This window comes from Dorea ammoniilytica (genome assembly GCF_025567415.1).
GTDB lineage: Bacteria > Bacillota > Clostridia > Lachnospirales > Lachnospiraceae > Claveliimonas > Claveliimonas ammoniilytica.
In genome coordinates this window covers 1-18,903 of the sequence record NZ_JAOQJV010000020.1, presented here as the reverse complement: position 1 = coordinate 18,903, position 18,903 = coordinate 1, and the positions used below count along the sequence as shown (strand labels likewise).

Below are 18,903 nucleotides of genomic sequence, written 5' to 3'. Positions count from 1 at the left end.
CTTCTCTTGACATCTTAAAACGCAGGACTATAATGACTGTTATCAACAATCAAATGCGACGAACAGGACAACACTTTTCGTTCACTTGTGTTTACAGAGAGTCTTCGGTCGGTGTGAGAAGACATCACAGGAACAAGAAGCTATCACCTGCAAGCAGCCTGAGTCAACACAAATTACACATTGCAAGTAATTCAGGTCGGAGATCCACCGTTACAGGGATGCTCATTCAAAGGATGAGACAGAGAGGCCGGTTATTCCGGCAAGAGAAGTGGTATCGCGAAGGTTTAAGCCTCCGTCTTCTTATGGATAATCCATAAAAGGACGCAGGCTTTTTTATTTTCCATATATCCACTCATATCGATCGGATTTGATGTTGAAATATTATCTTATAGTATTAAGTATCAAGTAAAGGAGTGTATTAAAGTATGAACACATTAGTAATCGTATTGATCGCAGCAGTATGCCTCCTGGCCGGATATGCACTTTACGGTCGCTGGCTTGCAAAAAAGTGGGGTATTGATCCTACCGCAGAGACACCGGCCGTCAAACATAATGATGGCGAAGATTATGTCCCGACCAACGGATGGACCGTATTTGCACATCAGTTTTCTTCTATCGCCGGAGCCGGTCCCGTCACCGGTGCCATTCAGGCAGCAGCATTCGGATGGCTTCCGGTACTTCTCTGGATCTTGTTAGGCGGCATCTTCTTCGGCGCAGTTACCGATTTCGGTGCACTGTACGCAAGTGTTAAAAATGAAGGTAAGTCCATGGGACTTCTGATCGAGAAATACATCGGCAAGACCGGACGTCGTCTGTTCCTCGGTTTCTGCTGGCTGTTCACTCTGATCGTTATCGCAGCATTTGCAGACATGGTTGCCGGTACATTTAACGCATATGTAGAAACAGATGGTGTCGTATCCCTCGCTGACAGTGCTAATGCAAATGGTGCAGCAGGATGTATCTCACTGCTCTTCATCGCATTTGCAGTAGTATTTGGTCTGATCCAGAAGAAATTCAATTTCAAGGGCTGGAAACAGGTAGTCGTAGGACTGGTATTCACAGCAGCCGCTCTGCTGATCGGTATGAACCTTCCTATCATTGCTACCAAAGATACCTGGTCATACATCACATTTGCTTATATCTTCCTGGCAGCCGTACTTCCAATGTGGCTTCTGATGGAACCAAGAGATTACATGACCACATTCATGTTCGCAGGTATGATCATCGGTGCTGTGCTCGGTCTCGTTGTAGCACATCCATCTATGAACCTCCCTGCATACACAGGCTTCAGTAATGAAGCCCTCGGCAATCTGTTCCCAATCCTGTTCGTAACAGTTGCCTGCGGAGCTGTATCCGGATTCCACAGCCTGGTATCTTCCGGTACATCTTCTAAGATCATCGCAAATGAAAAAGATATGTTAAAGGTTGGCTATGGTGCCATGGTACTGGAAAGTCTGCTGGCTGTTGTAGCTCTCTGCGTTGCAGGTGCTGCCGCTTCCGCTGACGGAACTGCTGCCGTAGGCACACCATTCCAGATCTTCTCTGCCGGAGTTGCAGGATTCCTGAAAATGTTTGGTATCCATGCATTCGCAGCACAGTGCTTTATGACCATGTGCGTATCCGCACTGGCACTTACAAGTCTGGACTCTGTAGCACGTATCGGACGTATGTCCTTCCAGGAACTCTTCAGTGTTGATGATATGGAACATGCAGCAGGATGGCGCAAAGTTCTCTGCAACAAATACTTCTCAACCATCATTACACTGGCTTGTGGATTCATCCTTACAAAGGTTGGATATGCCAATATCTGGCCACTGTTCGGCAGTGCCAACCAGCTGTTAAGCGCACTGGTTCTGATCACACTGTGTGTATTCCTGAAAGTTACAGGTCGTGAGAACCGCACACTGTTCCCGCCGCTCATCATCATGCTGTGTGTAACATTTACCGCACTGGTACAGCGTTCTATCGCACTGGTCAAAGCATTCAGCGCAGGAACTGCAGTATTCATGGTGGAAGGACTTCAGCTGATCCTTGCAATCCTGCTCATCATCCTTGGTGTTAATATCGTAGTCACATCGGGAAAAGAACTGTTTAAAAAGAAAACTGATAAAGCACAGGCTTAATCCTAATCAAGCTTAATTCAAGAATTTCAAAGGGCGTGAATCAAATTACGATTCACGCCCTTTTTTTCTCATTCTGTCTGAAGACTTTCTGATCTTATCTGTTCTTTTTTCTCTTGTACACAACAGTTCCACTTGTAACAACTGCGCTCATTGCAAGGAGCAGACACAGCAGTCCAATGTGGTTATAATCACCGGTTTTAGCTGCTTTCTTTGGATCTGCCGGTTTCTTATTATTACCATCATTCTTGCCATCTGTTGTTCCGGCACCACCATTACCCTTATCTCCAGATCCTCCGTCAGTTCCTTTTACATCCTGCTCTGTATACCAGATAGAATAGGTAGAGAATCTGTCTGTCTCAAATGTAATGGTCTTTCCATTCAGTGTTGTAGGAAGCATCTCTGCGACTCCGTTATGAACACGAATTACATAGTAAGTTCTTGTCTTACCTTTCGGTGCGATCAGATTCTCTGGAAGTTCTACAGATATCTTCACTTTCTTAGACAGTTCAGCACCTGTAACTTTCTCAGGTTCACTGTCACCGATTACTTTCCACATAGAGATATCCAGATATAATCCCTTCTTGACACCTTCGATCTCAGCTGCTTTTGCATTGGTTTTTACAATATCCTCTGCCGGTACAGCTGATTCTTCTAACTTGGTAACTTCCAGATATACATTCGCCTTTTCTCCAGCCTCAACCCGTGCTTTTTCTTCATCAGTCAGCACGTCCTTCTTGATGCTGTCCTTATCGAAGTCATCTGCTTTTGTAGATGGAGCAGACGGTTTCACTACAACGTTAGCCTTATCAGAAGCTACGATCTTAAATGTCTTATTCAGTATACCCTCGTACTTACCAATACCTTTGATAATCACATGTCCAAGACCAAGCTCTACATTATCTGTATAAGATACTTCAAAATCTGTACCTTCCTTCAGACCTTCGATTTTTACTGCTGGTTTGATCTCTTTTCCAGTATAATCTGCCTTGTCAAATTCCACTGTCACTTTATCTTCTACTTCATCCAATCCGATCTTACCAGTATAGTTGATTACATAAGTATCGTCTGTAAATTTTCTATGTTCTTTATTTGTCGTTGTAACCTCTACAACATGACTTCCATCTTTTCCTTTGTTATTACGGAAAGGCTGCGCGCCAACCGTAGTAATAGAGTTCGGGAATGCAACCGTCTCAAGCAATGCTTCTTTGAATGCAAACTTACCAATGCTTTCCACACCCTCTTCAAGAACCAGAGTCTTTAATGTAGTAGCTTTGTAAGTTCCTTCAAATGCAGACTCACCAATCTCTTTTACACTTCCAGGAATAACCAGGCTTGAAAGGTGATGTAAGTGGAATGCTTTCATACCAATCTTAGTTACAGAATCCGGAATCTCCAGGGATGTCAGTCTTGCTCCCGCAAATGCAGTCTGTCCGATCTCTGTTACAGTATTCGGAATTGTTACATGATCCAGACGGATATTCATTGAGAATGCACCTGCCGGGATTACGGTTACTCCACTTGACAGTCTTATTTCTGTAATATCATTTGCAGAAAATGCTCCCTCTCCAAGTTCTGTTACTGTATCCGGAAGAATTGCCTCTACCAGATCATTGCCATAGAATGCGGATCCTCCGATCGATGTGATACCTGTAAAGTCAACTCTAATCAACGCATTCTGAGAGAAAGCCTCTTTACCAATCACAGTTGCCTTTTCCGGAAGTACAACAGATGTCATACCATTCGGAGAATTAACACCAAATTTGGTAATCTCTACTTCTGCATCCGGAATCTTAAATGCAGCTTCACCGATTGCAGTGATATCCTGTCCGTCAGGTGTCTGATCCGGAAGCACCAGTGTTCTGATCGTCTGTCTCTTAAGCTGTCCGCTTTCAGACCATCCTGTGATAGTCGTTCCATCGTATGTGAAATCATCCAATGTCCAGCCCGAACCAACAAGCTTGTCATATACAACAATATGTGATTTCTGATTTGCAAGAGTTGTATTCCACTCCTGTGCTTTTGTCTTATCAGCCACTTTTACTTTAACGATCGGATTTGCTGCCGCTTTTGATGTTCCAAAGATTAAATCAGCTGATTTATTTGCATGAGACAAAGTCACAGTACTTGGAAGCTCCACTTCTGTAATAACACTTCCGACAAAAGCTTCCTGTCCGATTGTCTTCAGTCCCTCATTCAGGCTTACAGCAGAAAGTGTATGACTAAGACCTTCCTGTAATACTCGGAATGCTTGTTTTCCAATTGTCTTTACATTTGCCGGTAATGTAAGTTTGGTCAATTGATGATTATCAAACGCCTGATCTCCAATTGTCTCTAATGTACTCGGCAGTACAACTTCTTCGACATGTCTGCCTGCGAAAGCACTCTTTCCGATAGAAACAACGCCTTCTGGAACTACTAAAGTACCGAACTCTGACAACGAAGTTCCACCGTTCATAAATGCACTTGCCGGAATATCTTTTACATTAGCAGACAGTTTAATTGCCTGCAATTCCTGACTTCCGGTAAATGTTGCATTTCCCATTGTAGTTACACTATCTGGAATGGAAACAGCTGTCAGCTTAGAATTCTGGAATGCTGTTGCTCCAATTTCTTCTAATCCCTCTGGGAATGTAATAGAAGCCATTACGCTCTCATATGTCACAGTTCCATTCAGTGCAAATGCAAAGTTTCCAATTGTCTTTAATGTATCCGGAAGTATTACACTTGCAGGAGTATAATTTTTACCGTCCGCACTTACCACAAAGATACCTTGATTATTGACTCCGGCACCTAATGCAGTAATTGTTTCTCCATTTGGTCCTTCTTTTGGAAGAATCAGATTCGGATTACTCTTAATCTTAGCTTTACCTGAATCAGCAAGACCGGTAATGGTTGTTCCTGCATCGTCATAAGTGAAGTCCTTCACACCCCACGGTGCCTGTTCTTCAGGAATAGCTTTCTTAATGATTCTGTGATACTTAGAAGTTGTCTCATCAGCCACAAATGCTCCAAGCGTTTCTGAATTGATATATACATCTACTACCACATTATTCTTATTAACAAATGTATTTTTATCTAATTTGCTTGTATTAGCAGGAAGCTGAACAGAGGTAATCTTATTTAAACCAAACGCAGTTGCATCAATCTGAAGTGGATAATCTGTTCGCTCTGGGAAGTCTAAAACAGCAATTTCATTAGTTCCAAATGCCCCATTTGAAATCTGCATAAGAGTCTTAGGGTATTTGACAGATGTCAGCTTATTATATGCAAAAGAGTTACCTCCTACATAAATCACACCTTCCGGAATCTCTAAGGTTGTCAGCTTATTTCTCGTAAAGGCACTTGCTCCGATAAAGAAATCTCCTCTCTCTGCGAGTCCCTCAACCTCCTGCCAGGTTGAAGCTTCACAAGAAGCTTTGACATTCTCTGGAAGCGTTAATGTCTCTATCTGTAATTCTTCTTCTGTCTTCGTCCTTGAAAATGCTTTGCTTCCAATCCCCTGAATCTTCTTACCATCAGAATCCTTGGCTGGGATAACCAGATTCTTATTAACCTTAATCTTCTCTAATCCCTGTTCTGAGAATCCGGTTACTACATGAACAGTAAAATTCTTTGTTGAGTGATAGTCATCTGCCGGCCACAGACCGAAGCTTTCTTCGCCATAGGTAAAGTCATCTGCAGTCCATACTGAATCATCTTTTAAGTACAGCTTGTGTCCAGTACCTACTGGGAAGTTCTTAGTATCTTCGTATTGTTCTTTCGATGTTACATATACTTTTGTAATTACATCAGACTGTGTTTTCTCAAAAGTATTTTTATTAAGTTTCTTTACTGTGGTCGGAAGCATTACTTCCGCAACTACTTTGTTTCTGAATGCATAGCTTCCAATAGTTGTCAGACCTTCCGGAAGTGTCAATGTACATGGATCTGTCAGGTATTCTTTTGTAGAGAAAGCATATCCGCCAATCTCTGTTACTGTAGATGGAATATGGATCTCTGCAAAGTTGTTACCGGCAAAAGCATTATTACCAATCTTGGTAATTCCTTCCGGAATTGTAATACTTTTCAGCTCTGTCATATAATTCTTGGCGTCACTGCATCCAAATGCTGCAGCAGGAATCTCTGTCAATCCTTTTGACAGATTGATACGTGCAAGCTTAGGATTAGTCGCAAATACACCATTACCAAGAGATGTTACAGTATCCGGTAAGATTACACTGGTCAGTTCATTCGTCTGGAATGCTCCTGTTCCAATCTTTGCTAACTTCGACGGGAAGGTCACATCCTTTAATCCGTTACTCTGGAATGCAAAGTTTCCGATTGTCTGAACTCCTACCGGAATGTAAACGCTGTCAAAGCCTTCTTCTTTTGAAGCAAAAAGTCCGTTTCCACCAGCTTTTGCATCTGCGATTGCAGTCACATACATGCCTTCCCTGGTAAAATCCGGGATAACCAGATCTTTATTCGTTGCTCTTTTTGCAATACCTGATTCAGACAAACCGGTCACAGTCTGGCCTTCAAAGGTAAAGTCATTGACATTCCATGGAAGATCCGGGTTCTCTGTTTCTTCAGAACCGTCATTGATGATCAGTCTCTGTACCCATGAGTGCTGTGATTCTGTCTCTTTCTTATCATGATGGATTCTGTCTTTTACCTCAAACTCTGCATTATCCGCATACATATATACGATACCTGCAGTATGTGTTTCTCCATCTACTCCCTTGTATGTCTTATATCTGTCCGGTGCCTCATTTGCCAATGGTTCTTTTCCCGGATTCCAGAAAAAGCTGTCTTTATTAACAACTTCTGTATAATCCGGCAGTCTTACAGACGTAATTAAGTTATTGGCAAATGCCATACCGTGCATTTCTAACTGGAAATCACAGGTAGTCGGAAAATTAACAGTCGTGATAAGATTCCTTCCAAAAGACTGTGTTTCCAGCCACCAGATTGTCTTTGGTAATTTTACAGTTGTAATCTTATTGCCCATAAATGAATTAGACAGACATGCGATCACACCTTCCGGAAGAGTAACGGAAGTAAGTTCATTGCCTGAAAATGCATTTTCACCAATTACAAAGTTACCTCTCTTTGTAACCTTTCCATTCGTAACAGTGTCATTGTAGTCTACCATCATTCCTGTAGGGAACTGAACAGATGTAAGTCCCTTTTTTGTGAATGCGCTTGGTGCTACACCTACTACCGCATCTCCTTCATCATCTGTAGCAGGAAGTACCAGATCTTTGTTCTTCTCTAACTTGGCAAGACCTGATTCTGAAAATCCTGCGATTGCAGATCCTTTGATTGTAAAGTCTCTGGAATAATCGCAGCCATACAGACGCTTCTCATAAGAAGTGTATGTAAAGTCTTCTACCTTCCATACAGAAGCATCTATCTCGTCTGCTCCCTGAGCAGCCGGCTCTTCAGCTGCATCAACTGTTCCCGGTTCTGCGACCGGTTCCATTTTGTCTTCTTCTGTTACATCCTCCGACTGTTTGTCATCTCCAGTCTCCTCAACTTCCTGAGTCACTTCTGCATCTGCATCTGTTCCGCTTATTTCGGCTGCTGATACAGACAGTGCACTGGAAAAGACCATGCACAGACAGAGAATAAGTGCTATAAGTCGTTTCTTTTTCACTTTTATTTACCTCCTGTTCTCGACACTCCATTAATATCTTTAGCATAACATTTATTTCACTTTTTTGATAATTGATAATTTTTATATATAGCATGTATTTATCGATATTATCTATAGTGCATATTGCACGATATAAAGCTTGCATTTTGTCTCCATTTGTGAAATTATATACTATATATAAGAGATACAGGAGATTTTATTATGAAGTTTTTAACTCAGAAGTCTACAGCATTTTTACTGCTTATGCTTTCGGCGGCAACTGGTTTACTACTGCTTACATTCAGTCACAATCTAATGTACTACTGGTTATTCGGATTAGGATTTGGAATCATATTACAGCGCTCTCATGTATGCTTTGTATCCGCTGCAAGTGATCCGATTCTGTCCCAGTCTACCGATCAGTTTCGATCTATATTAATTGCTATCCTGATTGCCTCCTTTGGAATCTCGGCAATCAAGTACCTCTCTGGTGGTATGTTCGACACTCTGGGCGTTGCAGCTGTAAGTATTCCTCTGGTTCTTGGAGCATTTTTATTCGGTATTGGCATGGAACTTGCAGGTTGTTGCTGTTCCGGCATGTTTATTCGAATGGGTGAAGGTTATTCTGTTCATTTCATCACATTCATATTCGTAGTACTCGGATATACATTGGGTAATACCCATTATGATCAGCTATGGGCTCCACTTGTTCAGCAATCACCCTCTATATTCTTCCCGGAACGATTCGGCTGGGGACTTGGTGTCGGTATTCATATTGCAATTTTGATGACTTTCTATATAATAGCAGTTAAGAGAGATACGCAGCCTGCTGCCAATGAGAATACTGCTTATCTGAAGGGAGCAATATGCCTGGGCATTTTAAGTGTCATACACATTATCCTTCTCAACTCTCAATGGTCTGTATCCGGTGCTTTTTACTGGATCGAGGGCTGTACCAAGAATCTGTTCACTGGAACTATTAAGGATTTTCTAAATTGCAAGGCTTCTATCGAAGTAGCAGCAGGCTCGAACCTGCGTAATTTAGGATTATTAGTTGGATCCCTGATTTCTGTATTATTCAGTTCTCAGTTTAACTTCCGTAAGATCCATTCCAGACAACAGGTAATCAAGTCCGTGATCGGTGGTTCTCTCATGGGCTATGGCGCATGCATTGCCGGTGGATGTAACATTACCGCTTTCTTTATGGCAACTGCATCTCTGTCTCTGTCCGGCTGGGTATTTATGATTGCATTATTCGGCGGCGCATTTGTTGGTATCAAATTATTGTACAAATTTGTATGAGGATTTATAATATGAAGATTATTACAAAATTCAAAGATCGGTTTTCTTATCCAATCAAACATCAAAAAGAAAAAATAGTAATTGCCATTACTCTGATCTGTTTTCTGATCTCAGGATTTTCTCTTCCGTCAATTCGGGCTGCTTATGGCATTGAACCTGTCGAAGATACCATAACGCAGCAGGACTCAGATTCTAAGGATGCTAACACAGTTCAAACAAAGAAGACCAAAAAGACAGAAAAGAAAAAAGAAGACAAGGAAGAGGCTGATAAGGAAGATATAGAAGAAAGTGATAAAGAAGACAAGGAAGAAATAGCAGAAGCACAAAAAGATTTTGATAACGATGGCAAGAATGAAAAGTCCTCGGAGAAAAAAGGTTCTGAGAATTCCGTTTCAGATACTGCTTCATCCAATAACAATGCCGGAAGTTCCGGCAGCTCCGGAAACACACCTGCCCCTGCTCCACCACCGCAGAAGGTATGGGTGCCTCCTGTTTATCAGACCATTCATCATGACGCTGTATATAATACTGTCAAAGTAGTTGTCTGCAATTACTGCGGTGCCGAATTTGGTTCAGCCGGTGAATTCCAGGTACACAAGGATGCCAATGGTGGATGATCAGGCTTGCACACGACTTGCAGGTATGCAAGTAAACAAGTCCTGGTTCAGGCAGCCTGGGACGAGCAGGTGCTCGTACAGGAAGGTTATTACAAATAGCGTACATATTAAGAAGGAGATGCACCTCATATAGATGAGTTACATCTCCTTTTTATTGCTAATTCTATTGCACTCCTAATCCCTTGGCCACCAGCGTAATAAAGTCCTGCACATTTGTTACCATCGTAGTCGCACTCAGACTTCCCCGATCCAATAATTTATTTACCACAAATTCATCGATATCGATCGTATACAGATACACCGGACGAATTGTGCCGTCCTCGAGCATCCGGAATGACGGTGTCATATTACCGGTTGCTATAGTATGAAGCATGGTCGCCATACAGATCACCGTAGTCGCATTACGCACCAGTCCTCGCATAGCATCCGCAGCATCATAGACATTGCCGATCACTTCCGGAAGTGGTCCATCATCACGGATAGATCCTGCCAACACGAATGGAACATTATGCTTAACGCAGCTACAGATAATGCCATCATCTAGCTTATAGTCCTCAATAAACTGCGGGATAGATCCGCTTCTTCTTACCTTATTCAGCACATCCAGATGATTATAATGTCCATTTGGCTGTGACTCCTGCGTATAAATGTCCTGTCCCAGCGCTGTATGCAGAAGTGCCCCTTCCAGATCATGTGTTGCAAGTGCATTGCCCGCCAGCACGCCCTGCGCATATCCATTCTCAATCAATGCCTGCATAGCTGCTCTTGCATCCGCATCAAATGCAAATGCCGGTCCCATTACCCAGACTACATTTCCGCCATTCTCCTTTTCATATTTTAACAATTCAAATAACTTATCATAATCTCTTGCATAAGAGGTCTCACGGCTTCTTCCCTGACGGAATACAAACTGATCATCAAGCTTTGCTCCCGGCTCTTCAAAACCATGACAGTGCATATAGATACCTTCCTCACAACGTTCTGTTCTGCCTGTGATTACACGGTCACCCTTTTTCAGGTTCCGTGCCTCTACAACTGCCAGATGTCCATCCTCGCAATACACGACACAAGAGTCCATACGACTTTCTTCTGCGAGCTTCCACTCTCCGTCTATTTTAAAATATTCTGGATACATGGATGTGCTGTGAAAATTCTCCGGCGCAACGCCATCCTTCTCCGCTGCTTCATACTTTACACTTGGTGCATTTACAAACATTTCCTGACTAAAATCCGGATGTCTGTACTCTGGCATTTCAAATTTGTTCATCATATTTCCTCCTTTGCTGTCGTTCCTCTTTGCAGTTATTTCTTTACATGAAGATCCATGCTTCCGGATCGGAAGCCTTCCAGATCCACTGTAATGTAATCATAGCCCAGATTTTTTAATTTCGCAACAATCTGCTCGCAATGCTCCAACAAATGAGGCATCTCGTTCACATCCACTTCAATTCTTGCAACATCATTATGAATACGCAGACGCACATTGTAGAAACCCAGACTTCTGATAAATGCTTCTCCCTCGTCAACCTTTCTCATAGCCTCATACGAAATACGTGTTCCATACGGGAATCTGGTTGCAAGACATGGCATAGACGGCTTATTCGATACAGATACGCCAAGCTCTCCTGCCAGCCTCCTGACCTCTGCTTTCGTCATTCCTGCTTCCGCTAATGGACTGTGGATGCCAAGTTCACGAATTGCCCGAAGACCCGGGCGATATACATGCAGATCATCCTCATTAGTTCCTTCCATCATAACAGACACGCCAAGTTTCTTGCCCTCTTCTATCAGATTACGAAACAGATATTTCTTACAGCGATAGCAACGATCCACCGGATTATCCAGAATATCCGCACCTTTCAGTTCATCAATCTCAAGCACCCGGAATTCTGCTCCAATCTGCTCTGCTGTTACCCTCGCATCCTCTACTTCTCCCATCGGATGGAGCATCGTATGCACCATAATACCATACACCTTATGTCCAGTTTTCGTAGCTGCCTGCACCGCAAGCTTCAGAATCAGACTACTGTCTACTCCTCCCGAAAATGCGACCAACATATCTCCCTGTGCATATACAAGCATCTGTTCCTGTAGTTTTTGTTTCTTCTCTTCATACGTCATGTCACTTATCCTCCTGCCATCATTGTCTGTCATAGTGACCATATACGAATCCTGTTCTTTTTAAGTTTATTTCTCCACAGTATCCGCTGCTGCACTTGCTATGCGCCATGCCTTCTGAAATGACATATTATGCGTCTTACAAAGTTCTAACACACTGGCATATTCCGGATAAGCCCGAACCTCTTCTCCGATCCGGCATACCTTAACCTGTACTTTTCCATATGGTGTATCTATCTTCTGAATCTCTCTGGGAAGCACAGTACGTTCCATTCTGCACCTGCGCACGCCAATTGTCGTAGTGTTGCAGAACAATATATTCTGCAATTTATCAACATCCTGCTCCCGGCAGATTATATTAATCTGAACCGCCGGACGGTTCTTTTTCATATAAATAGGTGTATAATATACATCCCTTGCACCTGCAGCAAAAAGTTCATCCATCACAAAGCCAAGGACTTCTCCACTGCAATCGTCCAGATTGCTCTCGAGACGCCATATTGTATCTGCCGCTTCCGCACTTCCACTTTCCAGCAGCATTGCTCTCAATATACCGGTACCCTCATATTCTCTTTTTCCTGCACCCATTCCAATCTTTACAATACGATAGGTCTGCGGTAACTTGTCTGATGTACGTACTGCTGCCACAATCGCAGCTCCTGTCGGTGTCACCAGTTCTCCCTGCACACCTGTCGGCTTCAAAGTTAGTCCATGTGCCTGTGCGATATTAACTACCGCCGGAACCGGTACTGGAATAATGCCATGCTGACAGCGAATAGAGCCCTGACCTTCACACAGAAACGGTACAATCACTTCCGTGATATCCAGATTATCCAGACATACTGCCACTGCAAGAATATCTACAATAGAATCTACTGCTCCTACCTCATGAAAATGTACCTGATCTGCAGGTACGCCGTGTGCCTTTGATTCCGCTTCCGCAAGTATCTGGAAAATACAGACAGCAGTCCTCTTTGCACGTTCTGTCATATCTGCATGCTCAATAATATGTAAGATTTCATGAAGCCCTCGGTGCTCATGATGATGTCCATGATCGTGATGATGCTCGTGACTGTGGTCATGGTGGTGATGCTCGTGTGTGTGTACACTTCCATCCTCATGTACATGCTCATGGTCATGTGTGTGCTGATGATCATGCCCATGCAGATACTCCATATCATGGTCATGGTTCTCATGTTCCGCATCCAATATCACATCAAAATCACAGACATCTAATCCTGACTTTACTTTTCTTGTAACTGCTATCTCAAAGCCTCCCACCGGAAGGCCTGCAAGTGCTTTTCTTAATATCTGCTCGTCTGCCCCCAGATCCAGCAGTGCTGCAACCGTCATATCACCGCTTATGCCGGAATAGCATTCCAAATATAACTGTCTATTCATCCTGTCCACCTATAACCTTTATTTTACTGCAAGCCGGTTGATCTGTGTTGCCATATATCCGGCTCCATATCCGTTATCAATATTTACCACAGCAATTCCATTTGCACAGGAATTGATCATAGTAAGAAGCGCCGATAATCCGTGCATGCTCGCACCATAGCCGACCGAAGTCGGCACTGCGATCACCGGATTGCTCACCAGTCCGCCAACTACGCTTGCCAGTGCGCCTTCCATGCCAGCCACTGCCACAACACAGTTCGCCTCCTGAACGGTATCAAGCTGCGCTAATAATCTATGCACACCACTGACACCCACATCGTAAATCCGATCTACATTTGCACCAAAAAATTCTGCTGTCTGAGCTGCCTCTTCTGCTACCGGGATATCCGCAGTACCTGCACTGCAGATTGCGATTTTACCAATATGTTCCTTATCTTCTTTTTCGATTTTCAAAATATGAGAAATCGGATCATACACGACCTGCGGAAGCACCTGTTTTACAATCTCATACTGATGCTCACTTGCCCGTGTTCCGAATACTTCTCCATTTTCATCATACAATTTCTGATAAATGGATGCCAGAAATTCATCCGGCTTACCACTGCAATACACAACTTCCGGAAAGCCGGAGCGGATCTCCCTGTGCGAATCCAGCTTGGCATAGCCCATTTCTTCATACGGCTGCTTCCGCAAATGCTTCTCCGCTTCCTCTATCTCTATTGTTCCATTTTTCACCTGTTCAAGTAAATCTTTCACATTCATTTGTAATTTCCTGCCTTCCGTTTATCTTATCATATTTCGTTTTCACATTGAACCTCAAGAAAACGCTTCTTTCGTCTGTTATATATTTTCGATCCCTTGAAAACGCATATTTGTACGGAATTTTCCCGGCGTGATATGACGAATCATGATAAAATTACGGGACAATGTTTTTTCCGTATTGTATCCAACTTCCAATGCAATATCTAAAATAGTTTTATCCGTTGTCAGGAGCAACTCCGACGCTTTGTTTACCCGGATATAATTCAAATATCCATGAAAGGTCATTTCTACCTGATACAGCAAAATACGATTCAGATTCTTCATTGTCACACCAAATTTTCTGCTCAGATCACTGCCTTTCAAATCTTCTGCATAATGTCTGTAAATATATGCCACAATCTCATAATATACTTTTCGATCACTGATACGACACCGATCTCCAATCCTCTGATAGGTTTTTCTGTATTCGCTGGCCTTCATGCCAGTTCTTGCCTTGAATACTTTGCTGATATGTGCACCGTCTACAAATCCCAGTATCTCTGCCAGTTCTTCCAGCGTAAGATCCGTATATAGTAGGTAATTCATCGTTCGTCCGATCCTCATCTCATTTATGAGATCAAAGAATGATAATCCCGTCGTCTTTTTAATATAAGTTCCGATTGCGGATTCACTCATATAGAATTTATGTGAAAGCTGTTCCAATGTTATCCGTTCATTAAGATGTGAATACAGATACAGAAAAATTTCACTGGCATCAATCGTCTCCCACTTCTTTTTCGTTTTTTTCTCATAGCGCATCAGCACAAGCATAATCTCAACCAGCTTATTTGTAATAAACAAGTTCCTTAATGCTCTGTCTTCTTCGTTCTCCTCTACTTCGTCTGCTGTATACATCTCATGCACTTCATCTTCTAACTGCATAAACAGTATCTGCATCTGCTGATATGCCCTGTCATGTAGCTCTATCATCGGATGTGCTGTAATTCTGTGCAATATTGACATCTCTATACTCCCGGGATTATAAAATGTCTTAATAATCTCATTAACATTATCGTAATAGTATACAACCAGATAGAACGTAATCGGCTTCTTTACCTCAATCACTTCTGTAATCTGCCACGGCAAAATGCCTACACAGCAGCCTTTTTTTAAACAGTATTCTTTATTATTAATTAAGACTGCTGCTTCCCCTTCATTGATTAACCATATACGAGCCATAGAATGCAGAATCGGCGATGTCGGAGTTGAGATGGTCTCTGTCTCAAAGCTGCATATCATCGGCTCTGAAGTATTTCTGTCACAAAAATTCTGTATCGTAATTAAATCCGACATTCTCCCATATCCTCCCTTAATCTATGTCATATGTTCTAATTATATGACATCAAAATAATCTAACCGGACATTTTTCTTCTGTTCTTCTGTATTTTAATCTTATTGATAGCAAATAAGAGACAACGACGTTATCTCTTTTATATCATATTGGAGCGGAGAAAGCCCTAAAAACAATTTCCTACTTATAACTGTTTTCAGAGCTTTCTGCTTTTTATATGAAACTATTTCATAAATTGATCGATAGCTTTATTTAACTGTTCGATTGCTTCCATATCATGCTCTTTAACTGCTTCTACAATGCAGTGATTCATATGGTTCTTTAACACTACCTTACCTGTATTATTAATTGCAGAACGCACTGCTGCAAGCTGAATAAGGACCTCACTGCAATCTGCATCTCTTTCCACCATACGTTTCACAGCTTCCAGATGACCGATAGCTTTGGCAAGACGGTTCACAACTGCTTTCTTTTCTTTCTCACTGTGCACATGATGATGTCCATGTTCTCCATGTCCATGCTCGTGGCTATGCTCCCCATCATGATCGTGCGGATGATCATGCGAGTGTTCGTGACTGTGCTCGTGTGCAATTCCCAGCTCATGCAATTCTTCATGCGTATATTTCTTTTTTGTCTGTGCATTCTCTGTATTCATATCAACCACTCTTTTCTGTATTACTCTTATCCTGCAATGTTCAGGATCTCTCGAAGCTTCTTCAATACCGCATCGTCTTTCATTTCTCCGATTACCTGCGAAGCTGTCTCCTTTAATCTTGTGCTCGCCGCTGCAACAGCATAACTATGCGCTGCATTCTGGAGCATCGGAATGTCATTATCTGCATTACCGAATGCTACTGTATCTTCTCTGCCAATACCATAATGCCCCTGCATAATAGACAACGCTTTTCCTTTGTTACATCCTTTTGCCATAAAGTCCAGAAAACACTCTCCCGCCATACATACTTCCATGACGTCTGACCATTTTTCCTGCATGCGCCGTTCCACAGCCGGATCAATTCCTTCCTCTCGCCATACAGATATCTTACAGATATCTTTTATGCCACGCATATCATCCGTATATTCTCCTACATACGGATACGTCTTCATATGTTCAAAATACTTTTCATGACCATATTCGAAATAAGCAATGTCTGGCTTACACGCCATAATAGAATAGCCTTCCAGCTCATGTATGTCATCAATCAATTCTGTATATAGGTCATATGGTAATTTCATCGATGTCTGATATTGACTGCTCCAGATATCTGTACCATTATCTGCAAGGATAAAAATCTCATCCAACACAGGTTCAAACAGCTTCCTTACACAAGGCTTCTGTCTTCCGCTTGCCACGCCAAAGATAATGCCTCTTTTTCTACATTCACGAATTATATCATAATATTCCGGATTGATCACACTTCCCGCTTCCGGCACTAATGTATCATCCACATCTGTAACAATCAGTTTTACCATTTTTCTTCTCCTTTTCAATTTATCCGTGTAATAGTTTAATTGATACCAGTCTTCAATGCAAGAGCATAATCTGCACACTTGATTCTGTTGCTGCAAAAGACTATACTAAAGGATACCGACAATTCACATTGTCACATATATAAGTCATTTATAAGAGAGGTATACTAATGAAAATAATGATTGCATCTGACATTCACGGAAGTGCCTATTATCTGGAACAGCTTCTTAATCGTTATGATGAAGAGAATCCGGATAAACTCCTTCTTCTTGGAGACATTCTTTACCATGGTCCGCGCAATGATCTGCCAAAGGGTTACGCCCCAAAGGACGTCATCCTTCTGCTGAATACACACAAAGAAGAAATTCTCTGTGTGCGTGGCAACTGCGATACCGAAGTTGACCAGATGGTTCTGGATTTTCCAATCCTTGCAGACTACTGCATTTTATATGAAAACGGACACATGATCTTTGCCACCCATGGTCATCATTATAATATGGAGAATCCTCCAATGCTGAAAAAAGGTGATATTCTGCTCCATGGGCACACGCATATACCTGTATCCGAAGAATTTGACGAACGCATTTATCTGAATCCTGGTTCTGTATCCATTCCCAAAAATGGAAGTGCACACAGCTACATGATGTTGGAAGACGGTCTGTTCACCTGGAAAGACCTGGATGGAAACAGCTATAAGACATATCGAATGGAGTCATAATCATGAATCGTAATAAAAATGCATTTTTCAACGGTGTGCGTGATGGTATTCCGATTGCTCTTGGATATTTTGCAGTAGCTTTTTCACTTGGTATTGTTGCCAGACGAGCCGGACTAAGTCCAATCCAGGGATTCCTCTCCAGTTTTCTTAATCATGCTTCTGCTGGCGAATACGCAGAATTTACTGTAATCATGGCAAATGCTCCTTATGTGGAAATGGCTTTTGTCATTCTGATTACCAATATCCGTTACCTGCTAATGAGCTGTGCACTGAGTCAGAAATTCAACGCCAACACACCTTTGCTTCACCGTTTTATGGTAGGCTTCGGTATAACAGACGAAATCTTTGGCATTTCCATTTCACGTGCAGGTAATCTGAATCCCTGGTATTCCTACGGAGCTATATTCATTGCTCTGCCGGCATGGTCAGTTGGAACCGCGCTTGGAATTGTTGCCGGTAATATCCTTCCGGTTTCTATTGTCAGCGCACTAAGTGTAGCACTGTATGGCATGTTCTTAGCGATCATCATTCCACCTTCCAAAAAGGACAAGGTTGTTGGTGGTATCGTTATTGCAGGATTCCTGATCAGCTATATCGTATCGAAGATTCCGCAGCTGAACAATGTATCTGACAGTATGAAAATAAGTGTAATCACAATCATCATATCCGGACTTGCAGCATTCTTCTTCCCTATACCTAAAGAAAATGAGCCCGCCGATACTGATATTACGCAGGAGGAAGCATAGACCATGACACACAATATTTATTTATACATACTCGTAGCGGCACTGGTGTCTACGTTGATCCGGGTAATTCCGCTCACACTAATAAGAGGAAAGATACAGAATCCATTTCTCCGCTCTTTCCTCTACTATGTACCATACGCGACACTGGCTGTTATGACATTTCCGGCCATTATTACCGCACCACAGCTTCCGATTGCCGGCATTCTCGCACTGATTGTAGGTGTAGTGGCAGCCTGGCACGGTATGAATATGATGGGGATTGCAGCGCTTTGTTGTGTCGTCGTATTCTTTATCGAAAATGTAGCTGTGAATTTCTTTTAACTGACCAGCGATTTTTCTTCTTTATCTTTTGATCAGAACAACTGCTACGTCATTTACATTTGTACCTGTAGCTCCGGTCTTAATAAGCCCATCCACACATTCCAATGCGTGGTAAGCATCATTTGACCGGAGCTTTTCATATACAAAAAAAACCTGTAAAAACTTACGCTTCTACAGGTTTATAACTCCCCGAGTTGGGCTCGAACCAACAACCCCACGGTTAACAGCCGTGTGCTCTACCATTGAGCTATCGAGGAATATTCAATTAATATGTACCTTCAAAACTGCATACAAGAAACTCTACATCTTCTTACCTATCTCCGTCTTGGTTATGCCCTCGACCGATTAGTATCAGTCAGCTACATGTGTTACCACAC

Annotated in this window: 14 protein-coding genes, 1 tRNA gene, 1 pseudogene and 1 other annotated feature; of the genes and pseudogenes, 6 read left to right on the top strand and 10 right to left on the bottom strand. The window is 42.3% G+C overall.

Features of this window, described 5'->3' with window-relative positions; genetic code table 11:
* The first annotated feature begins 49 nt into the window (after nt 1-49).
* Nucleotides 50-303 (top strand) — a binding site (T-box leader).
* Nucleotides 304-425: 122 nt separating this feature from the next.
* Nucleotides 426-2,123: a carbon starvation CstA family protein gene (locus tag OCV65_RS11815; protein ID WP_262582221.1), complete on the top strand. Its 1,698-nt coding sequence runs from the start codon at nt 426-428 to the stop codon at nt 2,121-2,123.
* Nucleotides 2,124-2,217: 94 nt separating this feature from the next.
* Here the strand turns inward: OCV65_RS11815 and OCV65_RS11810 are convergent, their stop codons facing one another.
* Nucleotides 2,218-7,761, bottom strand: coding sequence for a leucine-rich repeat domain-containing protein (locus tag OCV65_RS11810; RefSeq protein ID WP_262582220.1), 5,544 nt, complete (start codon nt 7,759-7,761; stop codon nt 2,218-2,220).
* Between the two features lie 201 nt (nt 7,762-7,962).
* Here OCV65_RS11810 and OCV65_RS11805 point away from each other — a divergent pair, with 201 nt between their 5' ends.
* Complete coding sequence (locus tag OCV65_RS11805) at nt 7,963-9,042, top strand: YeeE/YedE family protein (RefSeq protein WP_262582219.1); 1,080 nt, start codon at nt 7,963-7,965, stop codon at nt 9,040-9,042.
* Between the two features lie 11 nt (nt 9,043-9,053).
* Nucleotides 9,054-9,659 (top strand): hypothetical protein, encoded by a 606-nt coding sequence (locus OCV65_RS11800; protein ID WP_262582218.1) that lies wholly within the window; start codon nt 9,054-9,056, stop codon nt 9,657-9,659.
* A gap of 163 nt (nt 9,660-9,822) precedes the next feature.
* Here the strand turns inward: OCV65_RS11800 and OCV65_RS11795 are convergent, their stop codons facing one another.
* The 7 genes from OCV65_RS11795 to OCV65_RS11765 all read right to left on the bottom strand — a co-directional run bounded on the left by OCV65_RS11795 (nt 9,823) and on the right by OCV65_RS11765 (nt 16,743).
* On the bottom strand, nt 9,823-10,926 hold the full coding sequence (locus tag OCV65_RS11795; RefSeq protein ID WP_118383572.1) for a putative NPN-dependent ornithine cyclodeaminase: 1,104 nt from the start codon (nt 10,924-10,926) through the stop codon (nt 9,823-9,825).
* A gap of 35 nt (nt 10,927-10,961) precedes the next feature.
* Nucleotides 10,962-11,780, bottom strand: coding sequence for an ATP-dependent sacrificial sulfur transferase LarE (larE, locus tag OCV65_RS11790; protein ID WP_262582217.1), 819 nt, complete (start codon nt 11,778-11,780; stop codon nt 10,962-10,964).
* 66 nt (nt 11,781-11,846) lie between these two features.
* Entirely contained in the window at nt 11,847-13,178 is a 1,332-nt protein-coding gene (gene larC, locus OCV65_RS11785; RefSeq protein WP_262582216.1) for a nickel pincer cofactor biosynthesis protein LarC, read from the bottom strand.
* An 18-nt stretch (nt 13,179-13,196) separates the two neighbouring features.
* Nucleotides 13,197-13,940: a nickel pincer cofactor biosynthesis protein LarB gene (gene larB / locus OCV65_RS11780; protein WP_118383569.1), complete on the bottom strand. Its 744-nt coding sequence runs from the start codon at nt 13,938-13,940 to the stop codon at nt 13,197-13,199.
* Between the two features lie 78 nt (nt 13,941-14,018).
* A complete protein-coding gene (locus OCV65_RS11775; RefSeq protein ID WP_262582215.1) occupies nt 14,019-15,272 on the bottom strand; it encodes an AraC family transcriptional regulator in 1,254 nt (417 codons plus the stop codon).
* 221 nt (nt 15,273-15,493) lie between these two features.
* Nucleotides 15,494-15,925 carry a metal-sensing transcriptional repressor gene (locus tag OCV65_RS11770; RefSeq protein WP_118383567.1) on the bottom strand — a complete coding sequence of 144 codons (432 nt, stop codon included), beginning with the start codon at nt 15,923-15,925 and terminating at the stop codon, nt 15,494-15,496.
* Between the two features lie 26 nt (nt 15,926-15,951).
* Nucleotides 15,952-16,743, bottom strand: coding sequence for an HAD family hydrolase (locus tag OCV65_RS11765; RefSeq protein WP_262582214.1), 792 nt, complete (start codon nt 16,741-16,743; stop codon nt 15,952-15,954).
* A gap of 167 nt (nt 16,744-16,910) precedes the next feature.
* On the opposite strand from OCV65_RS11765, the gene yfcE reads away from it, so the two are divergent.
* Genes yfcE through OCV65_RS11750 form a run of 3 tightly spaced genes read left to right on the top strand, consistent with a single transcriptional unit; the run spans nt 16,911 to nt 18,526 of the window.
* Entirely contained in the window at nt 16,911-17,459 is a 549-nt protein-coding gene (yfcE, locus tag OCV65_RS11760; protein ID WP_262582213.1) for a phosphodiesterase, read from the top strand.
* Between the two features lie 2 nt (nt 17,460-17,461).
* Entirely contained in the window at nt 17,462-18,205 is a 744-nt protein-coding gene (locus tag OCV65_RS11755; protein ID WP_262582211.1) for an AzlC family ABC transporter permease, read from the top strand.
* Between the two features lie 3 nt (nt 18,206-18,208).
* On the top strand, nt 18,209-18,526 hold the full coding sequence (locus OCV65_RS11750; protein ID WP_262582210.1) for an AzlD domain-containing protein: 318 nt from the start codon (nt 18,209-18,211) through the stop codon (nt 18,524-18,526).
* A 21-nt stretch (nt 18,527-18,547) separates the two neighbouring features.
* Here OCV65_RS11750 and OCV65_RS13470 read toward each other — a convergent pair.
* Nucleotides 18,548-18,655 (bottom strand): annotated as a pseudogene (locus tag OCV65_RS13470) (hypothetical protein); the annotation flags it as partial.
* 56 nt (nt 18,656-18,711) lie between these two features.
* Nucleotides 18,712-18,783: transfer RNA gene (locus tag OCV65_RS11740), tRNA-Asn, on the bottom strand.
* Between the last annotated feature and the right edge of the window lie 120 nt (nt 18,784-18,903).